Origin of the sequence: Bradyrhizobium sp. USDA 4538 (genome assembly GCF_024171045.1) — a bacterium.
GTDB classification, from domain to species: domain Bacteria; phylum Pseudomonadota; class Alphaproteobacteria; order Rhizobiales; family Xanthobacteraceae; genus Bradyrhizobium; species Bradyrhizobium australafricanum.
This window is the reverse complement of sequence record NZ_JALJZE010000001.1, coordinates 7,270,598-7,294,946: the sequence shown is the minus strand read 5'-3', so window position 1 is coordinate 7,294,946 and position 24,349 is coordinate 7,270,598. Positions and strand designations below refer to the sequence as shown.

At 65.5% G+C, this 24,349-nt stretch carries 26 protein-coding genes and 1 riboswitch; of the genes, 6 read left to right on the top strand and 20 right to left on the bottom strand.

All coding sequences use genetic code 11. The features are described 5' to 3' along the window. Positions 1-15 precede the first annotated feature (15 nt). Together J2R78_RS33345 and J2R78_RS33340 are read right to left on the bottom strand one after the other, a co-directional pair. Positions 16-468 (bottom strand): MaoC/PaaZ C-terminal domain-containing protein, encoded by a 453-nt coding sequence (locus tag J2R78_RS33345; RefSeq protein ID WP_253608252.1) that lies wholly within the window; start codon positions 466-468, stop codon positions 16-18. Positions 469-597: 129 nt separating this feature from the next. Then, positions 598-1,461 carry a bifunctional 5,10-methylenetetrahydrofolate dehydrogenase/5,10-methenyltetrahydrofolate cyclohydrolase gene (locus J2R78_RS33340; RefSeq protein WP_253608251.1) on the bottom strand — a complete coding sequence of 288 codons (864 nt, stop codon included), beginning with the start codon at positions 1,459-1,461 and terminating at the stop codon, positions 598-600. Between the two features lie 15 nt (positions 1,462-1,476). Beyond that, positions 1,477-1,556: riboswitch (ZMP/ZTP riboswitch) on the bottom strand. A 219-nt stretch (positions 1,557-1,775) separates the two neighbouring features. Here J2R78_RS33340 and J2R78_RS33335 point away from each other — a divergent pair. After that, positions 1,776-2,183, top strand: a complete 408-nt coding sequence (locus J2R78_RS33335; RefSeq protein WP_028337625.1) for a hypothetical protein — start codon at positions 1,776-1,778, stop codon at positions 2,181-2,183. Positions 2,184-2,303: 120 nt separating this feature from the next. On the opposite strand, the gene J2R78_RS33330 is transcribed toward J2R78_RS33335, so the two are convergent. Together J2R78_RS33330 and J2R78_RS33325 are read right to left on the bottom strand one after the other, a co-directional pair. Then, positions 2,304-2,831 carry a hypothetical protein gene (locus J2R78_RS33330; protein WP_253608250.1) on the bottom strand — a complete coding sequence of 176 codons (528 nt, stop codon included), beginning with the start codon at positions 2,829-2,831 and terminating at the stop codon, positions 2,304-2,306. Positions 2,832-3,046: 215 nt separating this feature from the next. Beyond that, the gene (locus J2R78_RS33325) at positions 3,047-3,682 is read right to left on the bottom strand and encodes a hypothetical protein (RefSeq protein WP_253608249.1); all 636 of its coding nucleotides are present in this window, start codon (positions 3,680-3,682) and stop codon (positions 3,047-3,049) included. 263 nt (positions 3,683-3,945) lie between these two features. On the opposite strand from J2R78_RS33325, the gene J2R78_RS33320 reads away from it, so the two are divergent. Continuing rightward, complete coding sequence (locus J2R78_RS33320) at positions 3,946-4,329, top strand: VOC family protein (RefSeq protein WP_028339253.1); 384 nt, start codon at positions 3,946-3,948, stop codon at positions 4,327-4,329. Between the two features lie 15 nt (positions 4,330-4,344). On the opposite strand, the gene J2R78_RS33315 is transcribed toward J2R78_RS33320, so the two are convergent. After that, positions 4,345-4,776, bottom strand: coding sequence for a hypothetical protein (locus J2R78_RS33315; protein WP_375167080.1), 432 nt, complete (start codon positions 4,774-4,776; stop codon positions 4,345-4,347). Between the two features lie 235 nt (positions 4,777-5,011). On the opposite strand from J2R78_RS33315, the gene J2R78_RS33310 reads away from it, so the two are divergent. Next, positions 5,012-5,362 (top strand): GrlR family regulatory protein, encoded by a 351-nt coding sequence (locus J2R78_RS33310; RefSeq protein WP_253608248.1) that lies wholly within the window; start codon positions 5,012-5,014, stop codon positions 5,360-5,362. Between the two features lie 106 nt (positions 5,363-5,468). Here the strand turns inward: J2R78_RS33310 and J2R78_RS33305 are convergent, their stop codons facing one another. The 7 genes from J2R78_RS33305 to J2R78_RS33275 form a co-directional block, all read right to left on the bottom strand. After that, positions 5,469-8,150, bottom strand: a complete 2,682-nt coding sequence (locus J2R78_RS33305) for a PAS domain S-box protein (protein ID WP_057015976.1) — start codon at positions 8,148-8,150, stop codon at positions 5,469-5,471. A 149-nt stretch (positions 8,151-8,299) separates the two neighbouring features. Continuing rightward, the gene (locus J2R78_RS33300) at positions 8,300-8,431 is read right to left on the bottom strand and encodes a hypothetical protein (RefSeq protein ID WP_309145027.1); all 132 of its coding nucleotides are present in this window, start codon (positions 8,429-8,431) and stop codon (positions 8,300-8,302) included. A gap of 1 nt (position 8,432) precedes the next feature. Beyond that, a complete protein-coding gene (locus tag J2R78_RS33295; protein ID WP_253608246.1) occupies positions 8,433-9,272 on the bottom strand; it encodes a tripartite tricarboxylate transporter substrate binding protein in 840 nt (279 codons plus the stop codon). A gap of 137 nt (positions 9,273-9,409) precedes the next feature. Then, a complete protein-coding gene (locus tag J2R78_RS33290) occupies positions 9,410-10,318 on the bottom strand; it encodes a DMT family transporter (RefSeq protein ID WP_229158986.1) in 909 nt (302 codons plus the stop codon). Between the two features lie 273 nt (positions 10,319-10,591). Then, complete coding sequence (locus tag J2R78_RS33285; protein ID WP_253608245.1) at positions 10,592-11,392, bottom strand: NUDIX hydrolase; 801 nt, start codon at positions 11,390-11,392, stop codon at positions 10,592-10,594. Positions 11,393-11,394: 2 nt separating this feature from the next. Next, the gene (locus J2R78_RS33280) at positions 11,395-12,351 is read right to left on the bottom strand and encodes a dihydrodipicolinate synthase family protein (protein ID WP_018272087.1); all 957 of its coding nucleotides are present in this window, start codon (positions 12,349-12,351) and stop codon (positions 11,395-11,397) included. Positions 12,352-12,446: 95 nt separating this feature from the next. Further along, the gene (locus tag J2R78_RS33275; RefSeq protein ID WP_076831307.1) at positions 12,447-13,328 is read right to left on the bottom strand and encodes an SDR family oxidoreductase; all 882 of its coding nucleotides are present in this window, start codon (positions 13,326-13,328) and stop codon (positions 12,447-12,449) included. Between J2R78_RS33275 and J2R78_RS44840 the strand changes: the two genes are divergently transcribed. Then, positions 13,327-13,449, top strand: coding sequence for a hypothetical protein (locus J2R78_RS44840; RefSeq protein ID WP_256558704.1), 123 nt, complete (start codon positions 13,327-13,329; stop codon positions 13,447-13,449). The genes J2R78_RS33275 and J2R78_RS44840 overlap by 2 nt on opposite strands. A gap of 7 nt (positions 13,450-13,456) precedes the next feature. Here J2R78_RS44840 and J2R78_RS33270 read toward each other — a convergent pair whose 3' ends face one another. The 5 genes from J2R78_RS33270 to J2R78_RS33250 all read right to left on the bottom strand — a co-directional run bounded on the left by J2R78_RS33270 (position 13,457) and on the right by J2R78_RS33250 (position 20,342). Next, complete coding sequence (locus J2R78_RS33270) at positions 13,457-14,317, bottom strand: MaoC family dehydratase (protein ID WP_229158984.1); 861 nt, start codon at positions 14,315-14,317, stop codon at positions 13,457-13,459. A gap of 208 nt (positions 14,318-14,525) precedes the next feature. Beyond that, positions 14,526-14,915 (bottom strand): Zn-ribbon domain-containing OB-fold protein, encoded by a 390-nt coding sequence (locus J2R78_RS33265; RefSeq protein ID WP_076831312.1) that lies wholly within the window; start codon positions 14,913-14,915, stop codon positions 14,526-14,528. Next, positions 14,915-16,072, bottom strand: coding sequence for a thiolase domain-containing protein (locus J2R78_RS33260; RefSeq protein ID WP_225646197.1), 1,158 nt, complete (start codon positions 16,070-16,072; stop codon positions 14,915-14,917). Before J2R78_RS33260 ends, J2R78_RS33265 begins: the two co-directional genes overlap by 1 nt. A gap of 268 nt (positions 16,073-16,340) precedes the next feature. Continuing rightward, positions 16,341-16,844 carry a DUF4262 domain-containing protein gene (locus J2R78_RS33255; RefSeq protein WP_253608244.1) on the bottom strand — a complete coding sequence of 168 codons (504 nt, stop codon included), beginning with the start codon at positions 16,842-16,844 and terminating at the stop codon, positions 16,341-16,343. A gap of 3 nt (positions 16,845-16,847) precedes the next feature. Continuing rightward, positions 16,848-20,342, bottom strand: coding sequence for an indolepyruvate ferredoxin oxidoreductase family protein (locus J2R78_RS33250; RefSeq protein WP_253608243.1), 3,495 nt, complete (start codon positions 20,340-20,342; stop codon positions 16,848-16,850). A gap of 233 nt (positions 20,343-20,575) precedes the next feature. Here J2R78_RS33250 and J2R78_RS33245 point away from each other — a divergent pair, with 233 nt between their 5' ends. Continuing rightward, positions 20,576-21,802 carry a cytochrome c gene (locus J2R78_RS33245; protein ID WP_229158977.1) on the top strand — a complete coding sequence of 409 codons (1,227 nt, stop codon included), beginning with the start codon at positions 20,576-20,578 and terminating at the stop codon, positions 21,800-21,802. Between the two features lie 4 nt (positions 21,803-21,806). On the opposite strand, the gene J2R78_RS33240 is transcribed toward J2R78_RS33245, so the two are convergent. Continuing rightward, positions 21,807-22,448, bottom strand: a complete 642-nt coding sequence (locus tag J2R78_RS33240) for a trimeric intracellular cation channel family protein (RefSeq protein ID WP_225646193.1) — start codon at positions 22,446-22,448, stop codon at positions 21,807-21,809. A 144-nt stretch (positions 22,449-22,592) separates the two neighbouring features. On the opposite strand from J2R78_RS33240, the gene J2R78_RS33235 reads away from it, so the two are divergent. Beyond that, on the top strand, positions 22,593-23,033 hold the full coding sequence (locus J2R78_RS33235) for a hypothetical protein (RefSeq protein ID WP_229158975.1): 441 nt from the start codon (positions 22,593-22,595) through the stop codon (positions 23,031-23,033). Between the two features lie 66 nt (positions 23,034-23,099). On the opposite strand, the gene J2R78_RS33230 is transcribed toward J2R78_RS33235, so the two are convergent. Together J2R78_RS33230 and J2R78_RS33225 are read right to left on the bottom strand one after the other, a co-directional pair. Beyond that, positions 23,100-23,918, bottom strand: a complete 819-nt coding sequence (locus tag J2R78_RS33230; RefSeq protein ID WP_253608242.1) for an oxaloacetate decarboxylase — start codon at positions 23,916-23,918, stop codon at positions 23,100-23,102. A gap of 56 nt (positions 23,919-23,974) precedes the next feature. Beyond that, positions 23,975-24,325: an antibiotic biosynthesis monooxygenase gene (locus J2R78_RS33225; protein WP_253608241.1), complete on the bottom strand. Its 351-nt coding sequence runs from the start codon at positions 24,323-24,325 to the stop codon at positions 23,975-23,977. Positions 24,326-24,349: the final 24 nt, after the last annotated feature.

Here is a 24,349-nt window from a genome sequence, read left to right as displayed (position 1 = left end):
CCCCTCAGGCCGCGCCTATACCGGCCCCTGCTCCGCCGGCCGCATGCGGATCAGCGCGTCGAGCACGAGGACAAGAACCGGGCGCTGCTCGTCGTTGACCAGCTCCGTCTTGAAGATCACAACAGCGTCGCGCCGCTCCGGCCTGATGGTGATCTTCTGGATCTGGGATTGGCCGGTGAGCGTGGCGCCGGGCCGAACCGGGCTCGGCAGGCGGATCTCGAAGCTCCGCCCGACGATCCCCGCCACCTTGGTCCAGATCGCCTCCACGACGAGCCGCTGATAGATCGCAATGGTGTTGAAGCCGCTTGCGATCAGTCCGCCGAACGGGCCTGCCGCAGCCGCGACGGGATCGGCATGGATTGGCACCGGATCGTATTTGCCGGCGAACTCCAGGATCTCGGCCTCGCCGATCGTGTAGCTGCCAAGCCTGAACGTCTGGCCCTCGGTGAGATCTTCCGCATACAGCATCGCGCGCCTCCATCTGTCGCGCGACGATAGACGAATGGTGCGGGCTTTCCATTACCCCGGACGTCATGAACTTCGCGCGTGATGCGCGAGCGACACCCACCGCTCGCATATCGCCGCAGGTATCCCGCGCTAATGCAGCCGCGCCGCCCTCGCCTTTGCCGCCTTCAGCGTGTTCTCCATCAGGCAGGCGATCGTCATCGGGCCGACGCCGCGCGGCACCGGCGTGATGGCGCCGGCGACCTGCACCGCCTCGTCGAACGAGACGTCGCCGCACACCGCATAGCCGCCGTCCGGCCTCTCGACGCGCGTGGTGCCGACGTCGATGACGATGGCCTGGGGCTTGATCCAGTCGCCGCGCACGAGGCCGGCCTTGCCCACCGCACTCACCAGGATGTCGGCCTCGCGGCAGATCCTGCTGATGCCGCGGGTGTGGATATGGGTCTGCGTCACGGTCGCGTGCTCCTGCAGCAGCAACGCGGCCATCGGCTTGCCGACGATGTTGGAGCTGCCGATCACCACGGCATGGGCGCCGGTGAGGTCTGATCGGACCGACTTGATCAGCCGGAGACAGCCGAGCGGCGTGCACGGCACCAGCGCGTCATCGCCGTGAAACAGCCGGCCGGCGTTCAGGGCGTGCAGGCCGTCGACATCCTTGGCGGGATCGACCGCCGCCATCACGCGCAAGGCGTCGATATGCGCCGGCAACGGCAGCTGCACCAGGATGCCGTCGATATCGTCGCGCGCATTGAGCGCCTCTACTCCGGCAAGCAGATCGGACTCGCTGGCATCATCCGGCAGGCGTGCGACCTCGCCGCGCAGGCCGAGCCGCTCGGCCATCCTGACCTTGCTCTGCACATAGATCTGGCTCGCCGGGTCGCAGCCGACCAGCACGACCGCAAGCCCCGGCGCGCGGGGCAGCCGGTCGAGTTCGCCAGCAATCTTGTCGATGACAATTTGGGCATGTGCATGCCCATCGAGAATGTTCGCCGTCATGGCACCTCCGTTTCGAAGCGGTGCCCAGGCGCGCGGCGTTCAGTCTCTACGCTCCCCGATGGTGGTCCATCCAAGCGCCAGTCGCGCAGATGGCGTGGTCATAGCCGCCCCGCCGGGCAAAGGCAATTCACGCTCTCCCCGCGGGTCGAACGGCGACGAATTGCCCTCACTTTTGCCGGTGGATCGGTGCCGGGCGGGTCACCTCTGGGGGTAGGATTCGGGCAAGACTTGCGTTAAGTCTCGGCGCTTGCCGGGCTTTTCCGATCCCCGGCGCCATCCCTTCCGGTCATCACGCCATTTCGGACATTTTCGACATGAGACATATCATCCTCGCGCTGGCGCTCTTCTGCCCGGCTGCCGCGCTCGCCCAGGGCACCACGCCGGCCCCCGCCGACGCCGACAAGCCGGCAGCGACCTCGCAGCCGATGGTCGGCGACAAGCCGCTGGTCCAGGTCGGCAAGAAGTCGGCCGCCAAGAAGGGCGAGAAGCCTGCCGCGCCCGGCAAGCCGCAATCGGTCGCCCAGAAGCTTCAGGCCTGTCAGGACATCGACGATGCCACCAAGGAACGGCTGATCTGCTACGACGAGATCTTCAAGCCGCAGCCGAAGCCGAAGGCCGCCCCGGCCAAGGGCGTCAACGATTGCCGCTTCGTGAAGGAAGAGGACGAGCGGCTGACCTGCTACAACGGCTTCGCGGACAAGATCCCGCGCCTGCCGCGCTAAAGGTAGCGGGCGGCGCTCGGACGCCTTCCCGCATCCGGCGACGTGCCTGATCGCGGACATGAAAATGCCGCCGCAAGTGTTTGCGGCGGCGGATCGATTGCCGGCTGCGGCAGCCTTTTCTTACCAGGTCCCGAAGCCGCCGAAGAAGCCCATGCGCGGCTGCTGCTGCGCGACGCGGTAAGGCTGATACATGCCGGGCTGCGCCAGCCGCATCGGCTGCTGGGGATGGGCATGGTAGCGCGCGACCTTGCGCTTCTTCGGCTGCTGAGGCTGGGCCTGCGCCGGTTGTTCAGCCGATTTTGCCTCAGCCGCGACCTTCTGCGCGTCAGCCTTCTCCGGCGGAATGAACTGGGCGAACGTATTGCGGACGCGGGCTTGCGCCGACGCATCGCCCGTAGCCGACGGGATGGCCGCGGCGACCGCGTTGACCTGCGCCGGAACAATGGTCGGCAAATTGGTGTCGTAGACCACCCGCTCGGGCAATTTCTGGGTCGACTTGATGCGCACCATGGTCTTGTCGACGCCCGGCGACGACAGTCCCTGGTTCTGGCCGGCGACCACGGCCTCCTGCGGCACGATGGCATTGACGACGAAGAGCAGCGCGAGCAGCACTCCACCAACGAACAGGAAATAACGCGCCACAGGCATTTTGGTAGCTCCCCCCGCGCAGCAGGGCGCGGCTCATCTCGGCGCGACGACATCAGTCATCGCGCGGGCGATTTCATCGTCTGCGCATGATCACCCGGACGCTATCCGCGCTCCCGGGTCGTTCATCAACGGCTGGTTTATTAGTTAGTTCCTGTCCGGCCGTTACGGTTCACCCGGCAGGTCAATTCGCGGTCACTTTTTCGAGATGCCGGGAATTAGAGGCGGCTCGCCGTCACGACCGAACATTTCGCCTTGTTTGCGTTAACGTTGACGAACCCGACCAACATTTGCGAGTAGGTCTTGCGGCTTTTCATGGCGATAGTGTCGGAGATCAGCCGCTTGCGCTCGGTCAGCGGCCGACCGTCGCGGCGGATGAAGGCGCAGGCGATCTCGATATCCTTGACGGCGAAATCATTGGCATTGCGCAGCGTCAGGGTGACCAGCGCCTTCGAACCCAACCCGCCGCGCCGCCACGATTGCGAGGCGATCCGCAGCTTGTCCAGCGGCGGCCTTTCAGCGCCGGGCCCGAACGGCTTGGCCTCCTCTGCCCCCTGTGGGGCGATGGCCACGCCGACGGTGGTCGGCTCGTCCGCCGGTGCGGCTAGCGCATCCCTCGCGGTCTGATTTGTGATTTGGGCTGGTTGCGCGCCGGTCGGGGCATTCTGCGCGGTGCGGATCATGGACGACACCGGCCAGGCATCCTGGTCTCCGGCGTCGCTCGGCTCGGGGAGCATGAACCATGCGGCGATCCCGGCGAGCGCAATCAGCGGCAGCAGCAGGCTGGCGTAGAAGCCCCCTTCACCGAGACGTCCGGCGGCCAACCTCCGAAACGACGCCAAGCCGATCCGCATCGTCGTGCCCTCACCCTGGCGGCCTGATCGGGCCGCCCCCCACACAGAGAGGAAGCCGCACCGCGCGGCTTCCGGGACGGCCGCAGGTCGAGCGGCCACGCGAAGACAATCGCTGACGGCCGCAATGGTTTCATTCCGGGACGACAATCTTGGGCAGGCATAACGGAGGGATGGTATCCCAGCAGACCGCTCGCTAGATTTGCGCCGCCCGGGAGCGAGTGCCGCGCACCGAACAGCAGCACGACAACAACAAGGAGATCGCAATGCCTGTCGTCACCTGGGACCACGTCCACCTGCGCAGTCCCGATCCCGAGGCTACCGCGACCTGGCTGCGCGACATTCTCGGCGGCGAGATCATCCGCGGCCCCGGCCGCATCGACGTCCAGCTCGGCGGCGCCAAGGTGTTCATTGCGGAGGTGGCCCAGGGCGACGGCGTCAACGCCGCGCCGGTGACGCCCTATCAGGGGCTCGATCATTTCGGGCTCACGGTGAAGGACATCGACGCGGTCGCCGCCGAGATCAAGGCCAAGGGCGTCGAATTCACCAAGGAGCCGACCACGATCCGTCCGGGCGTGCGGATCTGCTTCATCCGCGGCCCGCAGGGCATCTCGATCGAACTGCTCGAGCGCGACCAGAAATACGTCTGAGCCACGCGTGCGGCGCTAAGTCATGCTGCCAGGCATGAAGCAGCGGATCGTCACGCCCATGTAGCTGGGAATCGGCCAGACCATAGCGCGGCCGACCCGGTTGGGCTCGGTGACCACGGCCTCGTCGGGGACATCGATCCACGCCCCGTCGAGGCGCACACGATAGTGCCCGTCCTTGGATTCCCAGTCGACATCGCTGACCGCTGTGCCGTCGGCATCCGAACAGCACGGCCCTTTGCCGCTGCGCAGGCCGTCGAACCATTCCTTCAGCGGCGAATTGGCGTAGCGGCCGTCGGGATCGCGCGCCTGCGCGATTCGCATGGCCGCGACCAACACCAGCGTTATCAGCACGAGGGATACGATCATGTGGCCCGTATAGCGGGCCGGAGTTCCATTGAGCCTGCGAGGGCGTGCCCAATGGCCGCCGGATTCAATCCAGTCAGACATGTGTTTGCTCCAGCACTCACCGGCCAGTGCAACCAGAGCCATGCATTTCGCGGGCCACTTTGATTCGCGCGTACGGTCCGCTGTCATTGCGCCGTCACACTGCCTGGCAGGAACCGAGGGTCACCCGAACGCGGGACACCCGGGAATCAACCTGCCGCATTGCACGAGGTTGCTCGCTTTGGCATAAAAAACCAACTGGCTTGCCGTGGGCGTGGCGGCCAGCAATCGGGACGTCATGAAGAACGGACTTTACTCAATTCACGTCACCCTGCTGGACGGTCGCGTCGGCAAGGGCAGCGGCGTCATTCTCTTCCGCGACGGCCAGATACTGGGCGGCGACGCCTATCTTTACTACACCGGCAGCTACTCGGTGAAGGGCGATGCCTTCAAGGGCGAAATCCTTGTGCAACGCCACACGACGCCGCGCGACACCGACAACCCGCTGTTCGGCGGGCCCGCGCCCGTCGGCATCGGCGTCTCCGGCACCTTCACCGACACCCGCGGCACCATGAGCGGGACCGCGCTGGTCGGCAAGGCGAGCCTGATCTTCGGCGCCACGCTGCACAAGCTCGCGGATATCAATTAGCGGTTTGAAACTCGCTGCTAGATCCGTCACCCCCGCGCAAGGGCTTCGCCTTTGCGCGGGGATGACGGATCGAGAGCAAACGCGTGGTTGGCCACTACGCTTCGCGCTACTCCGCGGCCTGCTCCAGCGGCGCGACGCGCGGCAGGATCATCTGGATGCGTGTGCCGTTGCCCGGCGCGGAATCCAGCGAGAGCCGGCCGCCGAGCCGCGTGGTGACGATGCTGTAGACGATGTGCAGGCCGAGCCCGGTGCCGCCCTGATCGCGCCGCGTCGTGAAGAACGGATCGAAGGCGCGGCGGCGCACGTCGAGGCTCATGCCGCAGCCATTGTCGGCGAAGATCACCTCGACATTGTCGCCGCCGGCGGCATGGACCTGGATCTCGACCTCGCCGGCCTTGCCGTCCGGGAACGCATGCGCGACCGCGTTGAGAAACAGATTGGTCAGCACCTGGCCATACGGTCCCGGATAGGAATTCATGATCAGGTTCGGCTCGCAATCGACATTGAGCGTCAGATTGTGCTTGCGCAGGCCGGGCCTCAGACTCATCACCACCTGCTCGGTGAGATCGCCGAGGTCGAAGGTGCGCTGGTCCGAATAGTTGCGGTCGGCGGCGACCTGCTTGAACGACTGGATCAGCTCCGCGGCGCGGTTGAGATTGGCGACGAGTTGCGAGGAGGCATCGCGCGCCGTGTTCAGGAAATCGTTGAGGCTGGAGCGGCGCAAGTCGCCGCGCTCGACCTGGGTGGCGAAATTCGCGGTCTTGCGCTCCAGCGCGGACGCCACCGTCAGGCTGATGCCGACGGGATTGTTGACCTCATGGGCGACGCCGGCCACCAGGCGGCCGAGCGCGGCGAGCTTTTCGGCCTCGATCAGCGAATTCTGGGTTTCCCGCAGATTGCGCAACGCGGCCTCCGCGGAATCCCTCGCCTTGCGCATCTCCTGCTCGGAGCGCTTGCGCTCGCCAATGTCGAGCGCGACCGTGACGATGTTCTCGATCTCGCCTTGCGCGTCGAGGATCGGCAGCTTGTTGACCAGCCATTGCCGCATGTTGCCGGCGACGTCCTTGTACTCCTCTTCATAGAAGCCGAGCTCGCGCCGCGCCGACAGGACGCGCTTGTCGTTCTCATCGGTCTTCGCCGCGCCATAGCGCGACATCAGCTCGCCGGTGGTCTGGCCGATCGCGTCCTGCGGCTCGATGCCGAAGATTCCCGCCATGTAGCGGTTCATCAGCACGTAGCGCAGGTCGCGGTCCTTGACGTTGATGACGGCGGGCACGGTGTCGATGACCATCTGCAACAGCCGACGGCCTTCGGCGATCGCGTCTTCGGCGCGCTTCTGGTCGGTGATGTCGCGCACCGTGCCCTCGTAGCGGATCACTTCGCCCTCGTCGTTGCGGACGACGGTCGCCGAATCGGACAGCCATAGCACGGTGCCGTCGCTCGCGCGCACCTGGTACTCGTAGTCGCGCACCGTGCCGTCGCGCTGCATCAGCTGCTGGTACTGCTCGCGCGCCGCCGGATCCACGTAGACGGTGGTGGCGATGTCGTCGATGCCCTTGATCAGGTCCTGCGGCGCGGCATAGCCCATCATCCGCGCCAGCGCCGGATTGGCGTTGAGCAGCGCGCCGCCCGGCGTCGTGACGTAGATGCCCTCGACCGACGCCTCGAACAGCTTGTGGTAGCTCTCCTCGGCAAGCCGCTGCTCGGCGAGCGCGCGCAGCGCGGCCTCGCGCGCGCTGTCGGCGTCGACCAGGGTCTGGCGGAACACTTCGGCGGCGCGTGCGATGTCGCCGATCTCGTTGTCGAGGTCGGCGCCGGGAATGAACGCGCTCTTCTCGCCGCCGGCGACCTTGCGGATCGAGCCCGCGATCCTGGCCAGCGGGCGGACGGTGCGGCGAACCACCAGCACCGACGCGAACAGGCCGATCAGCACGCCCGCCGTGCCGAGCACGATGCTCTGCCATTTTGCTTCAGCCAGCGTCCGGGCAAAATCGCGCGACAGCACATGGCCGCGGCGCGAGCTGAGCTCGCGCAGCAGCTCGGTGACCTTCTGGATCAGCCGGCCTTCGGCGCCGAGCACCTCCTTGTCGATGTCGGCGATCTGGCCCTCACGCACCGAGACCGCGATGATCGCCTCGGCATAATTGTCGACGGCGCCGCGCAGCGCGGGATCGGAGATGGTCATCGCCCGCATGCTCTGCGCGGCCTGCTCGGCGGCGGACGTGTTGTGCGCCAGCAACGCGGTGGCAATCCGGCTCTGGGATTGCGACAGCGCATTGGCCAACGCCGCATCGTTGCTCGCGGCGACCGCCTTGTCGAAGGCGTCGCGCAGCGGCGGCAGCCCGGCGACCAGCTCGGCGCGGCGGCTGAGCAGCGCCGAGATGCGCTCGATACCGTTGCGATAGGTCGCCAGCCGCTGGGTGACGCCGTCGATCATGTCCTGCTGCTCGGGCGCCAGCTTGATGCGGGTCTTTTTCAGGATCTCGCTCAGCGACTGGGCCGCCTCCGCGACCTGGACCGACTGGCTGCCCGGCTCGGTGACGAAATCGCGCGCCGCCAGCCGCAGCTCGTTCATGCGGCGGTCGATATCCTCGGCGATGTCGCCGACGCTCTGCAGCCGCTGCAGCTCGGCGAAGGTCGTATCGATGTGACGGATCGCGATCACGCTGGCGGTGGATGTGATGATGATCACAGCCAGGACCAGCAGGAAGCTGCCGAACGTGAGCTGGCCAATGGAGAGGGAGAACGCACGCGGCGCTTGCGAATTCGGCGGCAATTCAGCGGTCATGTCATCAAGGGCCGGGGTCCAATGCGCCCTAATATACGGGAAATTACGGGCTTTGGGGAAACATGCTGCACGGCCCAACCCGCCGGAGGTGTGACCGGCGTCACCCCGGGCGGGTGCCGGTGGCCGATTCCGGCACAGGGCGGCGGGGCTCAGTCCGGCGGGATGCCGGCCTCCTTGACCACCCTGGCCCAGAGCGCAACGTCCGCCTTGATGATATCGGCGAACTGCCTCAGCGGCGCGCTACGGGCGTCGCAACCGGCGACATCTAGCTTCTTCCGCACCTCAGCGGAGGCCAGCGCCGTCTCCAGCGCGGCGCTGATGCGTTCGACCACCGGCTGCGGCGGTGCCTGCCGGCACCACGAAGCCGAACCATGGCGTCACCTGCGCTTCGGCAAAGCCTTGCTCGGCCATGGTCGGCACGTCGGGGAAATACTTCGAGCGGCCGTCGCTGATCGCCCCGATGATCCGGATGCTGCCGGACTGCACCTGGGCCAGCGCCTGGTTGGCCGACAGGAAGCTCGAGGTGATCAGGCCGCTCGCGATATCGGGCACCATCTGCGGATAGCCGCGATAGCCGATCGCGGTGACGTCGATGCCGGCGAGCCGCTTGAACAGCTCGAAGCCGAGATGGCCGGTCGAGCCCTTGCCGGGATGGCTGTAGTTCAGCGTCCCCGGCTTGGCCTTGGCCAGCGCGACATAGTCGGCGACGGTCTTCACCGGCAGCGAGGTCGGCACGATGAAGAAGTTCGGGGCGAGACAGATCTGCCCGACCGGCACGAAATCCTTCACGGGATCCCAGCGCAGCTGCGTGTTCAGCGCCGGGCTTGCGGTAAAGAAGGTCGTCACCAACAGCCATGTGTAACCATCGGGAGCGGCGCGTGCGACCTCCTCGGCCGCGATCGAGCCATTGGCGCCGGATTTGGCCTCGACGACGATCGTCCCCTTCCACTGCTCCTGCATGTCCTGCGCCATGATGCGCGCGAACACGTCGGCGACGCTGCCCGGCGCGTAGGGAATGACGATGCGGATCGGCCGGCTCGGGAAGTCCTGTGCGCGCACCGTGCCGGCCATCGCCAGCAACGCCATGCACGCACCGGCAATGAGGCTGACCCGCCGCAACATCGTCCGTTTCCCGCCCAGTGATCTCGTTGCGGGCAGCATGCAGGCATTGGCCGGCGGCAGCAAGGCGCCGGTTTCAGCGGGCGAAACTTCAGGCTGTAGCGATCTTACGCGCAGGAATCGTCATCGCGGCGATGACGTCAGGCTGTGGCGATCCTTCGTGCAGGAATCGTCATCGCGGCGACGCCGATCACGACGCAGGCGAGGCCGATCCACGCCGTCGGGCTCAGCCGTTCGCCCAGCACCATGACGCTGAGCGCCACCCCGATCGGCACCCGCAAGTAAGCTTGCGCGGTGGTGCCGACCGAGCCGAGGGTCTGGATCAGGCGGAAGTAGATCACGAACGCGATCGCGGTCGAGAACACGGCAAGCGCCAGCAATGCGGTGAGCGATGTCGTCGACGGCGAAAGCGTCCAGGGCCGCTCGACGACAAGGCTGAGCGGAACGAGGATCGCGGCGCCCGCGAGCAGCGAACCCGCCGCCGGCGCCATCGGATCGAGCTCCTTGAAGCCGCGGCTGAAGATCGCGGCACAGGCGTAGCAGATGGTGGCGGCGACGATCGCGACCTCGGCCACGATCCCCTGCCCGAGATCGCGGAACGCATCGACGCCGACGATCAGGCAGATGCCGGCCATGCCTGATATCACCCCGAACAGCTTGCGCGGGCTCGCCCCCTCATGGCGGGTGATCGCGGCGGTGAACAGGAAGGTGAAGATCGGCGAGGCCGAATTGAGGATGGTGGCGAGCCCGGCATCGACGAAGCGCTCGCCCCAGGCGATCAGCGTCCACGGGATCACGCTGTTGAGGCAGGCCTGAAAGATGAAGCGGCGCCAGGTCGCGCGATCGGCCGGCATCGATACGCCGCGCATCCGCATGATGACGAGCAGCAGCAGCCCCGCGATCGTGGTGCGCGCCGCGATCAGCGTGATCGGCGGGATGGTCGCGACGCCAAGCTTGATGAAGGTATAGGAGCCGCCCCACAGGGTGGCGAGCGCGAGCAGCAAGGCGAGCTCGAAGGCCATGCTCGGCTGTCGTGGGGCGGTGGTCATTGGCGGGATTCCGTCTCGATGGTTGAGACGGAAGCTACATCGCTGCGAGGTGATGATATTTCGATATAAGCCGAAATGTGGAGAAGCGACTCTCCTTCCCCCGTCGTCCCGGCGAAGGCCGGGACCCATTACCACAGGGTTGTGTTGTTGGAAAAAGCTGCAGCCTCGGCGTCGCGCAGCAATGCAGTTCGGTGGTTATGGGTCCCGGCCTTCGCCGGGACGACATAGCGCTGCCTGTGAGTCACGCACTCGCCGTCTCTCAGGACGACGGACCTACCCCAGCGTCCCGACGTCGAACACCTCGCCATCGTACCCCGCTTCCTTGGGGATGCGGAGCTGGCGGCCGGTGGCGGTCTTGGTCATCATGGGCATTACGGCGACAATCGACTTGCCCTTGCTGTCGGCGAGCGCGGCGCTGACGTTCGGCTGCTTGCCGAGCCTGATCAAATTGCGCGTGGTCGGGAACGGCAGCTTGAAGCGGCCGCTCTCGCCGCCCTCCAGCGCCTCGCGCGTCGACACCCAGATCGAGTCGGTCGATTCCTTGCCGTCATGGGCGCCGAGCTGCTCGGGCGGCGCGGCGGCCAGGAAGAACCAGGTGTCGAAGCGCTTCGGCATGCCCTCCGGCGTGATCCAGTGCGCATACGGCACGAGTTCATCGAGCGCGAGCACCATGCCGTTGTCGGTCAGCACCTTGAGGAAGCTGATCTTGCCTTCGTTCAGCGCCGTGCGATGCGCGGTCGCGATCTCGTTCGCGCGCTTCGCATCGACCAGGTCTTTCGAGCCTACCGGCCGCGCCAGCAGGATGCCGCTCTCCTCGAAGGTCTCGCGGATCGCCGCGATGCGGAAGCCGAGCGCGTCGCCGTCGAGCCCTTCGCCGCCGGAATAGAGCGCGGGATCGGCGGCGATCTCCTTGTCGTTCTTGTCGACGCTGCCGCCCGGAAACACCAGCGCACCCGAGTTGAACTCGATCTGGTGATGGCGGACCATCATGAAGACTTCGATTTCGCCCGATGAGCTGCCGTCACGCAGCAGCAGCACGGTCGACGCAAGGCGCGGGGCAACGATCTCGGTCATGATTAGCCTGCTGCACTGGATTGCGGTTGCAGATTGGCGCGGCGGTCGACGCGCGCCACACGGGACAAGAGATAGTCGACCTCCGCCCTTGCCTGCGGCGTGATGACAGCTCCGGGCTTGCGCTGCGCGCTGGAGGAGATGATGCCGCGCTTCTGCAGCACGTATTTGCGCACGGTGAGACCGACGCCGGGCTGCTGCTCGTAGCGGATCAGCGGCAGATGCGCGTCGAACAGATCATGCGCCGCATCGCGTTTTCCCGCCTTGGACAGGTTGACGACGTCGATCAGCAGTTCGGGGAAGGCATAGCCGGTCATCGCACCATCGGCGCCGCGCTCCATCTCGAAATCGAGGAAAAGGCCGCCATTGCCGACCAGGATCGACAGCGGCCGCAGCGAGCCGTCCTTCTGGAAGTTGCGCAAGGTCGAAATCTTCTCCAGGCCCGGCCAGTCCTCGTGCTTGAGCATCACGCAGGACGGCGAATCCATCACGATCTTGCGGATCACGGCCGGCGTGAACACGACGGTCAGCGTCAGCGGATAGTCCTGCAGCACCCAGGGAATATCGTCGCCGATCGCTTCCTGCGCCTGCTTGAAATAGCCGATGATCTGGTCGTCGGTACGCAGATGCGGCGGCGGCGCGATCATGACGCCGGCGGCGCCCGCATCCATCGACTTCTTCGCCAGCGAGCGCATCGTGGCAAAGCCCGGCGCCGAGACACCGACGATGACCTGGAGCTTCTTGGCGCGCTTGACGAAGCGCAGCGCGACCTGCTCGGCCTCCGCGGCGTCGAGCTTCGGCGCCTCGCCCAGGATGCCGAGCACGGTGACGCCGTCGCAGCCGACATCGGTATAGAAATCGGTCAGCCGGTCGATCGATGCCTCGTCGATGCGGCCGTCGTCGTGGAACGGGGTCGGCGCGATCGCAAAGGTTCCGGCGGCCTGGGCGGTGAGTTTGGTCATGGGTGCCTCGTCTGTTTCCGCCCTCTATACAGCGTCATTTCCCGATGCGCCATTGCGCATCGGGAAGCCGTCCCCGCAGTCGCGGGTGCCAATCCTTACTTGAACCGCCGCGCCGACTTCTTGATCTCTTCCTCGGAGAAGAAGATCTCCTTGGCGTGGGTGACGATGTCCTCCGCCTTCCATCCCGTGAATGGCGGCGTCCAGCCCTCCATTTCCATCATCCGCATCTCGCGGACGCCGCGCGGGCCGGAGACGCCAAGCACCTTGCCGGTCTGGTCGCCCGAGAGATCGCTGACCATGTAGAGCACGGCCGGCGCGATGCCATCGGGCCCGAGCGCCGCACCCGGGTTCTCCTTGTAGCGCGGCAGGTCCGCGGTCATGCGGGTCAGCGCGCCCGGCGCCAGGGTCCAGATCCGGATGTTGTACTTGCGGCCCTCGATCGCCAGCACGTTGGAGAGGCCCCAGATGCCGCCCTTGGCGGCGCCGTAATTGGTCTGGCCGAAATTGCCGATCAGGCCCGAGGTCGAGGACGTGTTGACGATGACGCCGCCGCCATTGTCACGCATCCATTTGAACACCGGCTGGGTGCAGCAGAAGGTGCCCTTGAGGTGCACCTTCATCACCTTGTCCCAGTTCGCTTCCTTGGCCTTGTGGAAGGTCTCGTCGAGCAGGATGCCGGCATTGTTGACCAAGATGTCGGCGCGGCCGAAATGCTTGATGGCGTCGTCGAACACCGACTGGCCGCCGGCGAGCGTCGAGATGTCGGCGCCGTTGGCGACGGCGCGGCCGCCCTCGGCCTTGATCGCGTCGACCACCTTGTCGGCCATCGACTTGTCGGAGCCCGAGCCGTCGCGCGGGCCGCCGAGATCGTTGACCACCACGGCCGCGCCCTCGCGCGCAAACAGCTTCGCATAGGCTTCACCAAGCCCGCCGCCGGCGCCCGTGATCAGCGCAACCTTGCCGTCGAGTAATCCCATGGTTGTTTTCTCCGTTTTGTTCTTGATTGCCGTCATTCCGGGGCGCGCGCAGCGCGAACCCGGAACCCAGAAGTTGTGGCGCGAGATTCCGGGTTCGATGCTTCGCATCGCCCCGGAATGACGGAAAACTACGCCAGCACCGTCTTGCCGCTCTTGATCACGGTGACGCCGCGCGACTTCACCTTGGCCTCGAACGACACCACATTGCCGTCCTTCCACAGCTCCATGGTCACGGTCTCACCGGGGAACACCGGCGAGGAGAACCGCGCCACGTGCTGCTTGAAGGCGGACGGATCGTAGTCGGCATAGGTCTGCAGCACGCCGCGGCAGGTGATGCCGTAGGTGCACATGCCGTGCAGGATCGGCCGCGGGAAGCCGGCCTTCTTGGCGAACTCCGGATCGGAATGCAGCGGGTTGCGGTCGCCGCACAACCGATAGACCAGCGCCTGGTCGGGCCGCGTCGTGATGTCGACGACCTTGTCCGGCGCGCGCTCCGGCACCTTGTGCGGCTCGGGCTGGCCGTCGGACGGGCCGCCGAAGCCGCCATCGCCGCGGGCGAAGCGCGAGGCGACCAGCGTCGCGAGCTTCTCGCCCTTTTCGTCCTTCAGCACGGTCTGGTGGCGGATCACCGCGCCCTTGTCCTTGCCCTTGTCGAACACGTCGAGCACGGTCGAGTCGGCCGTGATGTGCGCGGCGGTCGCGAACGGCTTGTGGAAGGTGATGTCGCGCTCGCCGTCGACCACCATGACGCGGTTGAGATTCATCTCGCCGGGACCGGCGCCCCAGGCCGCGACCGAGGCAAACGTCGGCACCACCTTGAGCGGGCGCGGCGTCAGCACGCCCTCATTGACGAAGGCGAGCTCGTTCTCGTCCATCGGATCGGCCCCCAAGCCGATGCCATAGGCATAGAGCATCACGTCGCGGTCGCTGTAGCTGTATTTCTGGCCGAGATTCTTCAGGGTCATCAGCTGTTCGTACACGATCGGCATTGTTGTCTTCTCCCCGAATGTATTCTTAACGGCACGGTGCCCATTGCTGCGCCCTCTCCCCTTGTGGGAGAGGGCAGCACCGGCAGTCGTCTCAAACTCGTTTCGGTGAGGGGTTCGCGCCACAGAGAGATTCTCTACGCGGAGAGAGACCCCTCACCCGCCTTCGCTTTCAGCGAAGGCACCCTCTCCCACAAGGGAGAGGGTAAAATCAGGCCGGCGTGAAGAACGGCAGCGGGGCGCCGTCGGTCGGCTTCCACACCACCTTCACCTTCTGGCCGATCTTCACCTTCTCCAGATCGCAATCGACGATGTTGGTCTGCAGCGACGGACCTTCCTTCAGCGTCACATAGGCGATCGCATAGGGACCGGTCGGCGATTTGCGCATCAGGCTGTAGGTGTAGACCGTGGCCTCGCCGCTCGACTCTTCCCACACCGTCTTGTCGGAGAAACAGAACGGGCAGATCGCGCGCGGGAAGTAGTGCGCCTCGCCGCAGGTGTTGCAGCGCTTGATCATGAACTTGCCCGCCTTCGCCGCTTCCCAGAACGGCGCGGTCTCCGGATTGGTCACCGGGGCATTGTACTTCTTCGCTTCAGACATCACGCACGCTCCAGAATGCAGGTTGAGGCGGCGTGGCGAACGCCGAGCAGACCGCCGGTGCCGTGGGCGATCGCGAGGTCGCAGTTCTTCACCTGCACCTTCGGATGCGCCTCGCCGCGCAACTGGCGCACAGCCTCGAGGATCTTCGTCATGCCGCCGCGATTGACGGGATGGTTGCTGCACAGGCCGCCGCCATCGGTGTTGAACGGCAGCTTGCCGACGCCCGAGATCAGATTGCCGTCGGCGACGAACTTGCCGCCCTCGCCCTTCTTGCAGAAGCCGAGATCCTCGAGCTGCATCAGCACCGTGATGGTGAAGCTGTCATAGATCGAGGCGTATTTGATGTCCTTCGGCGTCACGCCCGCTTCCTCGAAGGCGCGCGGACCGGACCACACGCCGGCGGAATAAGTCAGGTCGAGATCCTTGCCGCCACGCGGGCCCTTCATCGCCTCGCCATGGCCGATCAGGCGCACCAGCGGCTTCTTCAGGCTCTTGGCGATCTCGGGCGTCGTGACGATCATCGCGCCGCCGCCGTCGGTGACGACGCAGCAATCCATGCGATGCAGCGGATCGGAGATCATCGGCGAGTTCAGCACGTCCTCGACGGTGACGACCTCCTTCAGCATCGCATGCGGATTGTATTGCGCGTGATGCGAGGCGGCGACCTTGATCCAGGCGAGCTGTTCGGAGGTGGTGCCGTAGTCGTGCATATGGCGCATGGCACACATGCCATAGGCATTGTGCGTGGTAGCCCCGTAGGCGGATTCGAAATCGGCCTCGGCGCCCGACGCGCGCGGCGGCATCGGGCCGGTGCGCGGTTTGCCCGCCAGCGTGACCAGCGCGACCGAGCATTTGCCCGCGGCGATCGCCTCGGCGGCGTGGCCGAGATGGATCAGATAGGAACAGCCACCGGTCTCGGTGGAGTCGACATGACGCAGCTTCTTGGTGTTGAGGCCGAGATAATCGACCATCGGCCACAGCCCGCCCGGCGCGTCGCCGGCGCAGAAATAGCCGTCGATATCGTCCTTGGTGAGCCCGGCATCCTCGATCGCGCCCTTGGCGACCTCGGCGTGCAGCTGTGCTGTTGATTTATCGGGTGCGTGCCGGGTGGGATGTTCGTAGATCCCGGCAATGTAGGCCTTGCCCTTGATGGTCAAATCGCTCTCCGCTGGCGTTTCTTCGCTCGAGCGTTTTTCTGAACCGACGACGCGACCTTGGCAAGCGCGGAAATATTCCGTCAGGCGAGACTGCAGCATGTGCACAGTGCGCGCGCCAAAAACACAGTTGTCGTCCCGGCGAAGGCCGGGACCCATAACCACAGGATTGTGTGGTGAGAGTGCGCTGTGGCCCCATCGTCGCGCAACAGCGAACGACGGTGGTTATGGGTCCCGGCCTTCGCCGGGACGACACCGAATTTGTGGCACGCTATCGATCGCGCAGCCCGGACCGATTGCCAGCGGTCAAGTCCGGCTGCGCCGACCTAAACTCGTCCGATGACCCCGGCGCCCACGGAAACTCTCCGCCTCGATCCGGGAATATGATCTGGTGGCATTCAAAGTTGTCGTTTCCGTAAAACCATCTGCTCCACCCGAGATGGGATCGATAATGCTCGACAGCGACCGGGAGCAGCACCGCGGAGGCATTCTCGAATATCTCTTCCGTTAGCTCGCCAACGGGAAACCGTCGTCCAGCCTCGAGTTCGCGATAGATGTGCCAGAATGTATCCTGGGCGTTCTCCATCGACATTGAGAACAGGATCAATTCCGGAAGCTTGAATTTCAGCCAAAATCCGGTGGTGTACGAGAAGCCCGGGCCTACGTCGTCCGATGCGACATGCGTACCGAACCAACCATGTCGTCGGATCCGCTCGACGAAGTTCTGCTCGTGTTTGTCGAGCCGCTCCGGAGCAGCATCGAGCGCTGTGAACACCCCCTACTCCGCCGCCATCTGCCGCGGCGCGGGCGGCGGGTTGGCGAGGTCGGCGGCGAGTTGCGCGTAGCGAACCTTCGCTTCCTTGATCGCCATGTCCTTCACCGGACCGTAGCCGCGGATGCGATCGGGCAGCGCCAGCAATTCGACCGCAATATCGTGGTTGAGTGGCGACAGCAGGTTCAGCACGGTCGCGACATCCTTCTCGTAGCCCGCGATCAGATCGCGCTCCAGCTTGCGGTCGGCGTTGTAGCCGAAGATGTCGAGCGGCGTGCCGCGCAGGAAGCGGAATCTTGCCAGCACCCTGAAGGCCGACATCATCCACGAACCGAAGGCGCGCTTCTTCGGCCGGCCCTGCGCGTCGAGGCCGCCGCCGAGGATCGGCGGCGCCAGATTGAAGTTGAACTTGAACTCGCCCTCGAACTGATCGCGCAGCTGCTTCTCGAAGCGGCCGTCGGTGAACAGGCGCGCCACCTCATACTCGTCCTTGTAGGCGAGCAGCTTTGCGTAGTTGATCGCGACCGCGCGCGGCAGCGCCTCGCCATAGCCGCCCTTGGTGGCGGCATCGCGCACCTGGTCGACCAGCTTGCGGTAGCGTTTTGCCAAACGCGCGCTCTGATAGTCCGTCAGAAGCGCGATACGGTGAGTAATGATCTCGTCGAGCGACATCGCATCCAGCGACTTGACCGGGGCTACGTCGTCATCCTGCCCCTTCATCATCGCGGCGAGGCGCGCCGGATCGGCCGCGGCCAGGCGACCGAGCTGGAACGCCTGCGTGTTCATCTTGATCGAGACGCCGTTAACCTCGATCGCCTGCAGAATCGCCTCCGCCGACAGCGGCAGCAACCCGCGCTGATAGGCAAAGCCCATCATCATGATGTTGGTGGCGATGGAGTCACCGAGCAGCGCCTCGGCCGGCTTGGTGAAGTCGAAGAAGGCGGAGTCCTTGCGCAGCTCGGTCTCCAGCACGGTGTTGACCTTGCGGCTCTGGAAGTTGAAGTCGCGGTTCAGGATGAAGTCCGCGGTCGGGATCACGTGGCTGTTGATGATGCCGACGGTGCGGCTCGCATCGCACAGCGTGATGGTGTCCTTCGACGCCGCCACGACCTCGTCGGCCGCAAGCACCAGATCGGCCGTTCCGGTCACGATGCGCGAGCAGGTCACGTCGGCGGTGTGCTCGGAGAGCCGGACGTGGCTCAGCACCGCGCCGCCCTTTTGCGCGAGACCTGACATGTCGAGGATCATCGAGGCCTTGCCCTCGATATGGGCCGCCATGCCGAGCAGCGCGCCGATCGTCAGCACGCCGGTGCCGCCGACGCCGCCGACCGCGATGTTGTAGGGCCGGTCGAGCGCGGGCTTGGAGGCCGGCTCGGGCAGATTATCGATGCTGCCGAGCTCGGGCGGCGCGCGCCGCCTGAGCTTGCCGCCGTCGACCGTGACGAAGGACGGGCAAAAACCCTTCAGGCAGGAATAGTCCTTGTTGCAGGTCGACTGGTTGATGGTGCGCTTGCGCCCGAGCTCCGTCTCCAGCGGCTCGACCGAGATGCAGTTCGACTGCACCGAGCAGTCGCCGCAGCCTTCGCAGACCGCGGGATTGATCAGCACGCGGCGCCGCGGATCCTCCATCAGGCCGCGCTTGCGGCGACGGCGCTTTTCGGCGGCGCAGGTCTGCACGAACACGATCGCCGACGTGCCCTTGGTGTCGCGGCACATCTTCTGGACGTTCTCGAGCTCGTCGCGGTGATACAGCTTGACGCCGGGCGCGATCGTATCGGCCGGATAGGCGTCCGGATTCTCCGAGACCAGATAGATCTCGCGGATGCCTTCGGCATGGAGCTGGAAGGTGATCTGCTGCGGCGAGAGATCGCCGTCGTGGCGCTGGCCGCCGGTCATGGCGACCGCGTCGTTGTACAGGATCTTGTAGGTGATGTTGGCCTTGGAAGCGATCGACTGGCGGATCGCGAGAATGCCGGAGTGGAAATAGGTGCCGTCGCCGAGATTGGCGAAGATGTGGTTCTCGTTGGTGAACGGCGCGATGCCGACCCACGGCACGCCCTCGCCGCCCATATGGGTGAAGGTCTCGGTTGACCGGTTCATCCACAGTGCCATGAAGTGGCAGCCGATGCCTGCCAGCGCGCGGCTGCCTTCCGGCACCTTGGTCGAGGTGTTGTGCGGGCAGCCCGAGCAGAAATACGGCGTGCGGCTGACAGGCGCGGTCGCCTGCATCTGCGTCGACTGACGGCCGTTGAACCAGTCGGCCTTGGCGCGCAGCATCTCGGCGATTTCAGGATTGAGATTAAGTCGAAGCAGCCGTTCGGTGAGCGAGCTCGCAAGCGAGGCCACGCTGAGCTCGGCGGCGAAGGTCAGGAAGCGCTTGTCGTGATCGTCCATCTTGCCGACGATGCGCGGACGCACGTCGTCGCGCCAGTTGAACAGCTCCTGCTTGACCTGGTTCTCGACGATCTCGCGGCGTTCCTCGACAATGAAGATCTCCTCGAGGCCGACCGCGAAGTTGCGCACGCCTTCCGGCTCCAGCGGCCAGGGCATGCCGATCTTGTAGAGGCGGATGCCGATCTTGGCGGCGATCTCGGGCGTGATGCCGAGCTCGCGCAACGCCTGGCGGATGTCCTCGTAGCTCTTGCCCGAGGCCATGATGCCGTAGCGCGCGTTCGGCGAATCCATCGTGACGCGGTTGACCTTGTTGGCGCGGGCGAAGGCGATCGCGGCAAAGCCCTTGTAGTCCTGCAACCGCCGGTCCTGCTCGAAGCGGTCGTCGGGCCAGCGGATGTTGAGGCCGCCCGGCGGCAATTCGAAATCGGTCGGAATGATGAACGGCGTCATCTCGTCGGTGAGGTCGATCTCGGCGGTCGTCTCGACCGTCTCGGTGATCACCTTCATGCCGACCCAGCAGCCGGAGTAGCGCGACATCGCGATACCCAGGAGGCCCATCTCGATCATTTCATGGATGCTGGAGGGGTAGAGGTAGGGCATCAGCGCGGAGATGAAGGCGTGGTCGGACTGATGCGGGACGGTGGAGGATTTCGCGCCATGGTCATCGCCGGCAAGGCAGAGCACGCCGCCATGCTTGGCGGAGCCGGCCGCATTGCCGTGGCGGAACACGTCGCCGCAGCGGTCGACGCCGGGGCCCTTGCCGTACCAAATGCCGACCGCGCCATCATATTTGGCGCCCGGCGACAGGGCGAGCTGCTGCGAGCCCCAGATCGCGGTGGCCGCGAGGTCCTCGTTCACGCCGGGCTGGAATTTAATGTTGTACTGCTCGAGATGCTTGCGGGCGGCGAACAGCTGCTGGTCGTAGCCGCCGAGGGGGGAACCGCGATAGCCGGAGATGAAGCCTGCCGTGTTGAGGCCCGCGGCGCGGTCGCGCCTGATCTGCGCCATCGGCAGGCGGACCAGCGCCTGGATGCCGGTCATGAAAACGTGGCCGGTGTCCTGGGTGTATTTCTGGTCGAGGCTGATAGGCCCTTGGTTGATTCCCATTTAGCCCTCTTTTCGCTGGTCGCGACGACTGCTTTTAGCTAGTCATCCGAGCTTGTTAGAACCAGTCTATGTCGGATTTTCCGGCCCGCGCAGCACAATTCTGGGCGACCAGGCCCATCGCTCAAAAATCGCAATTTCGTGCCGGGAATATTGCAGGGCCGTTTCGGTTTCTGTCGCAGGACAGGCCCGTGGCGAAATGGCGTGACGCGTCTTGTGGACCGGAAGGTGATCGGATGCGGCGACGATTTCGAACGACGGGTGCGATTCTGGTTGCAGCGCTGTTGTGCGGCGCGCTCGCGACCCGCGAATGTGCCGCCGCGCCGACCGACGACGTCATCGCCCGCGGCAAGGCGCTCACGATCGCCGGCGACTGCGCCAGCTGCCACACGGCCGATCCGGCAAAGCCTTTTGCCGGGGGGAAGCGGATCGACACGCCGTTCGGTGCGGTGTTCTCGCCGAACCTCACCCCCGACCGCGATACCGGCATCGGCGGCTGGAGCGACGACGATTTCCTGCGCGCGCTGCGGATCGGCGTCGCGCCGAGCGGCGCGCATTATTATCCCGCCTTCCCCTACCCCTATTTCACGAAGCTGATCCGCGACGACATCCTGGCGATCCGTGCCTATCTCGCGACGCTGGCGCCGGTCAGCAACAAGGCGCCGCCGCCGGAGCTGTGCTGGCCATTGAACTACCGCGTGCTGATGCGGGCGTGGAACGCACTGTTCTTCACGCCGGGCATCATCCAGCCGGACCAGGGCAAGGGTACGGAATGGAATCGCGGACGCTATCTCGTCGAGGCCCTCGCCCATTGCGGCGCCTGCCACACGCCCAAGAACGCCTTCGGCGCCGACAGGCGTGACCAGGCGCTCAGTGGCAGCACGGTGCAAGGCATGTTCGCGCCAAGGCTCGATGGCGCAGCGCGCAGCGGGCTGAAATCATGGAGCGTCGCTGACATCGCCGAATATCTGCAGAGCGGCCGCAACGTGCACAGCCATGCCGGCCCCCTGATGTCCGAGGTGGTGCTCAATTCGACCTCGAAGATGAGCGACGCCGACGTGCGCGCCATTGCGGTCTATCTGAAGGACCTGCCCGCCGGCGCGCCGGAGCCGGAGGTCACCCCGCCCTCGCCGGCGCAGATGAGCAATGGCGAACGCATCTACCGCGGGGCCTGCATCGCCTGCCATGAGCTCGACGGCTCCGGCGCGCCGCGGATCTATCCGCCGCTGCCCGGCAACGCCAATCTGCAATCGGCCAATCCGGCAAGCACGCTGCGCATCATCCTCGACGGCGCACAGACCGTGACCACGCTGCGCGCCCCGAACGGCGGCTCGATGCCGGCCTATCCCAAGCTCACCGACCAGGAGGTCGCGGACGTTGCGACCTACATCCGCAATGCCTGGGGCAACGCGGCGCCGGCCGTCACCGCGGACGAGGTCGCCAAGGCGCGGACGGCGAAATAGCCGTTCAGCGCTCCTCGTCGCTGAACACGAATTTCGGCATCTCCCATCGGTAGCGGATCGCGAGCATGCGGAACGTCAGCCCGAGTGCGAAGGTCAGCGCGGTCCAGAGCTGGGCGTTCACCTGCAGCCCGGAGCCGGTCACATAAAACAGTCCGGTCACCACGGAGACGCTGGCGTAGAGCTCGCTGCGAAACAACAGCGGCACCTCGTTGCAGAGGATGTCGCGCAGCACGCCGCCGGCGCAGCCGGTGATCATGCCGGCGACGATCACGATCGGCAGCGGGACGTCGATTTGCGAGGCCACGTCGCAACCGGCCATGGTGAACACCACAAGTCCGATCGCATCGAGCACCAGGAATGCGAGGTTGAGCCGGTGCACCAGCCGCGCCAGGAGGATGGTGGCGAAGGCGCCCGCCGCGGCGACCGCAAGGTAGATCGGGTGCGCGACCCAGAGCAGCGGATAATGTCCGAGCAGCACGTCGCGGATGGTGCCGCCGCCGAGCGCGGTGATCGCGCCGAGCATGCAGACGCCGGCCCAGTCCATGCTGCGCCTGCCTGCCGCCAGCGCCGCCGTCATCGACTGCGCCGCAACCGCAATGAACGAGAGCAAGTGCAGCACCGAATCGGTGGGCGGCATGGTCCACATTGAAAAGGCCTCATGAAACAGGTTGGAACCCGAGGAATCGGCGGTTCCTGCATGAACAGGTTGCAACATTGGCGCGGAACATCCTCGCGCGCCAGCCATTGTCCTCTGCGTTTAGCTTTCAGGTGCTAACGGAGGAACTTTGCAATGACCCATCAACCTGACGATCCGTATCGCGCCAACCTGACCGAGGACGAAATGCGCCGTCAGGCGCGCTTCAACAGCCTGGACAACGAGCTGCAGCCGGACCCGGAACTCCAGGAGGGACCGGCCAGCACCACCAAGATCGCGATGTTCGCAGTCGCGGTGGCCGTGGTGCTCGGTGCGTTGTTCTACGGCTTGAACAATACCTCGGTGCATGAGGCGGGTACCACGCCGTCAGCGCAGACCGCGCAGCAGCAGCCGGCCAATCCGGCCGCGCCGCCTCCGGGCATGCGCGACGTGACGCCGAAGCCGAACAGCCAGCCCGGCACGACCACGGGCGCGGCACCTGCGCAGCCGGCCTCTCCGTCGGCCAACAAGCCGACCGGACAGGACATCGACCGCTCGGCGGCGCCGTCCGACTCGACCGGCGACAAGAACAAGTAATCCGCTCGCTATCGTGAGCGACGAAGCAGCGGGCCGCGGCGGCCCGCTGCTTTTTTGCGTGTGAGTCTACTTGAACATCTTGTTGAGCTCGCCGCCGGGATAGCCGTTGGCGAATTCCGTGAAGGTGCCCTTCTCGGCCATCTCCTTGGCCGCCTTCATCACGCCGGTCCAGGCCATCCGAGCAAGCGCTCCGCCGACGCTGATCCGGCGCACGCCGAGATCGGCGACCGATTGCAGCGTCAGCTCCGACGCGCCGCCGATCAACAGATTGACCGGCTTTGGCGCCACCGCCTTCACAACCGCGGAAATCTCCTCCTTGGTCGCGATGCCCGGCGAATAAAGGACGTCCGCTCCTGCTTCCGAATAGGCCTGCAGCCGTTCGATCACCAGATTGAGGTCCTTCTTGCCCCACAGGAATGCCTCACAGCGGCCGGTGAGCAACACACCGCTGTTGTCGGCATCGATGGCCTTGCGCGCCGCCTTGATGCGCTCCACCGCAAGCTTGTGCTCGAACAGCGGGTTGGCGGCGTCTCCGGTGGAATCCTCAATGGAAAGCCCGGCGACGCCGGTCTTGACGCCGCGCGCGACATTGGCGGCAACCCTGTCGGGCTCGACCGCGAAGCCGCCCTCGAAATCCGCATTGACGGGAATATCGACCGCCGCGCACAGTGCGGTCAGGTGGTCGCAGACGTCATCGACGGTGACGCGGTTGTCGGCCTTGGCGATGGTCCATGCAAAGCCCGCGCTGGTCGACGCCAGCGCCTTGAAGCCGAGATGCTGCAAGGCGCGGGCGCTGCCGACATCGAACGGATTCGGAATGATGAAGCAGCCGCTCTCATGCAGCTTCCTGAAGGCGGCGCGTTTGTCAGCAGTTGGCAGTGGCATTGGTCGCTCCCTAGAGTCATTGGCCGCGCACAGATAGGCACCCACGCATCCGCTCGCTAGTGCGGCTCATGCGCCGCGCGGCTGTCCTTCGGCGCCTGATCGCGTTCGTTCAGGCCGTAATCACGGATCACGCTTGCCACCCGCAGCCGGTAGTTCTCGAAAATCCGCGCGCGGCCCTTGGCCTGGGTCCGGCGATGTTCGATCGTGTTGCGCCAGGCGTCCACCGCAGCCTCGTCGCGAAAGAATGACAGCGACACGAACTTGCCCTTCTCGGTAATGCTCTCGAACCGCTCGACCGAGATGAAGCCGTCGATCTCCTGCAGGATCGGCTTCAGCTCGGCGGCGAGGTCGAAATAGAGATCCCGTTGCTCAGGCTTGGGCCAGACTTCGAAGATCACTGCGATCATGGGCGCCTCCCGCACATTGCTGTT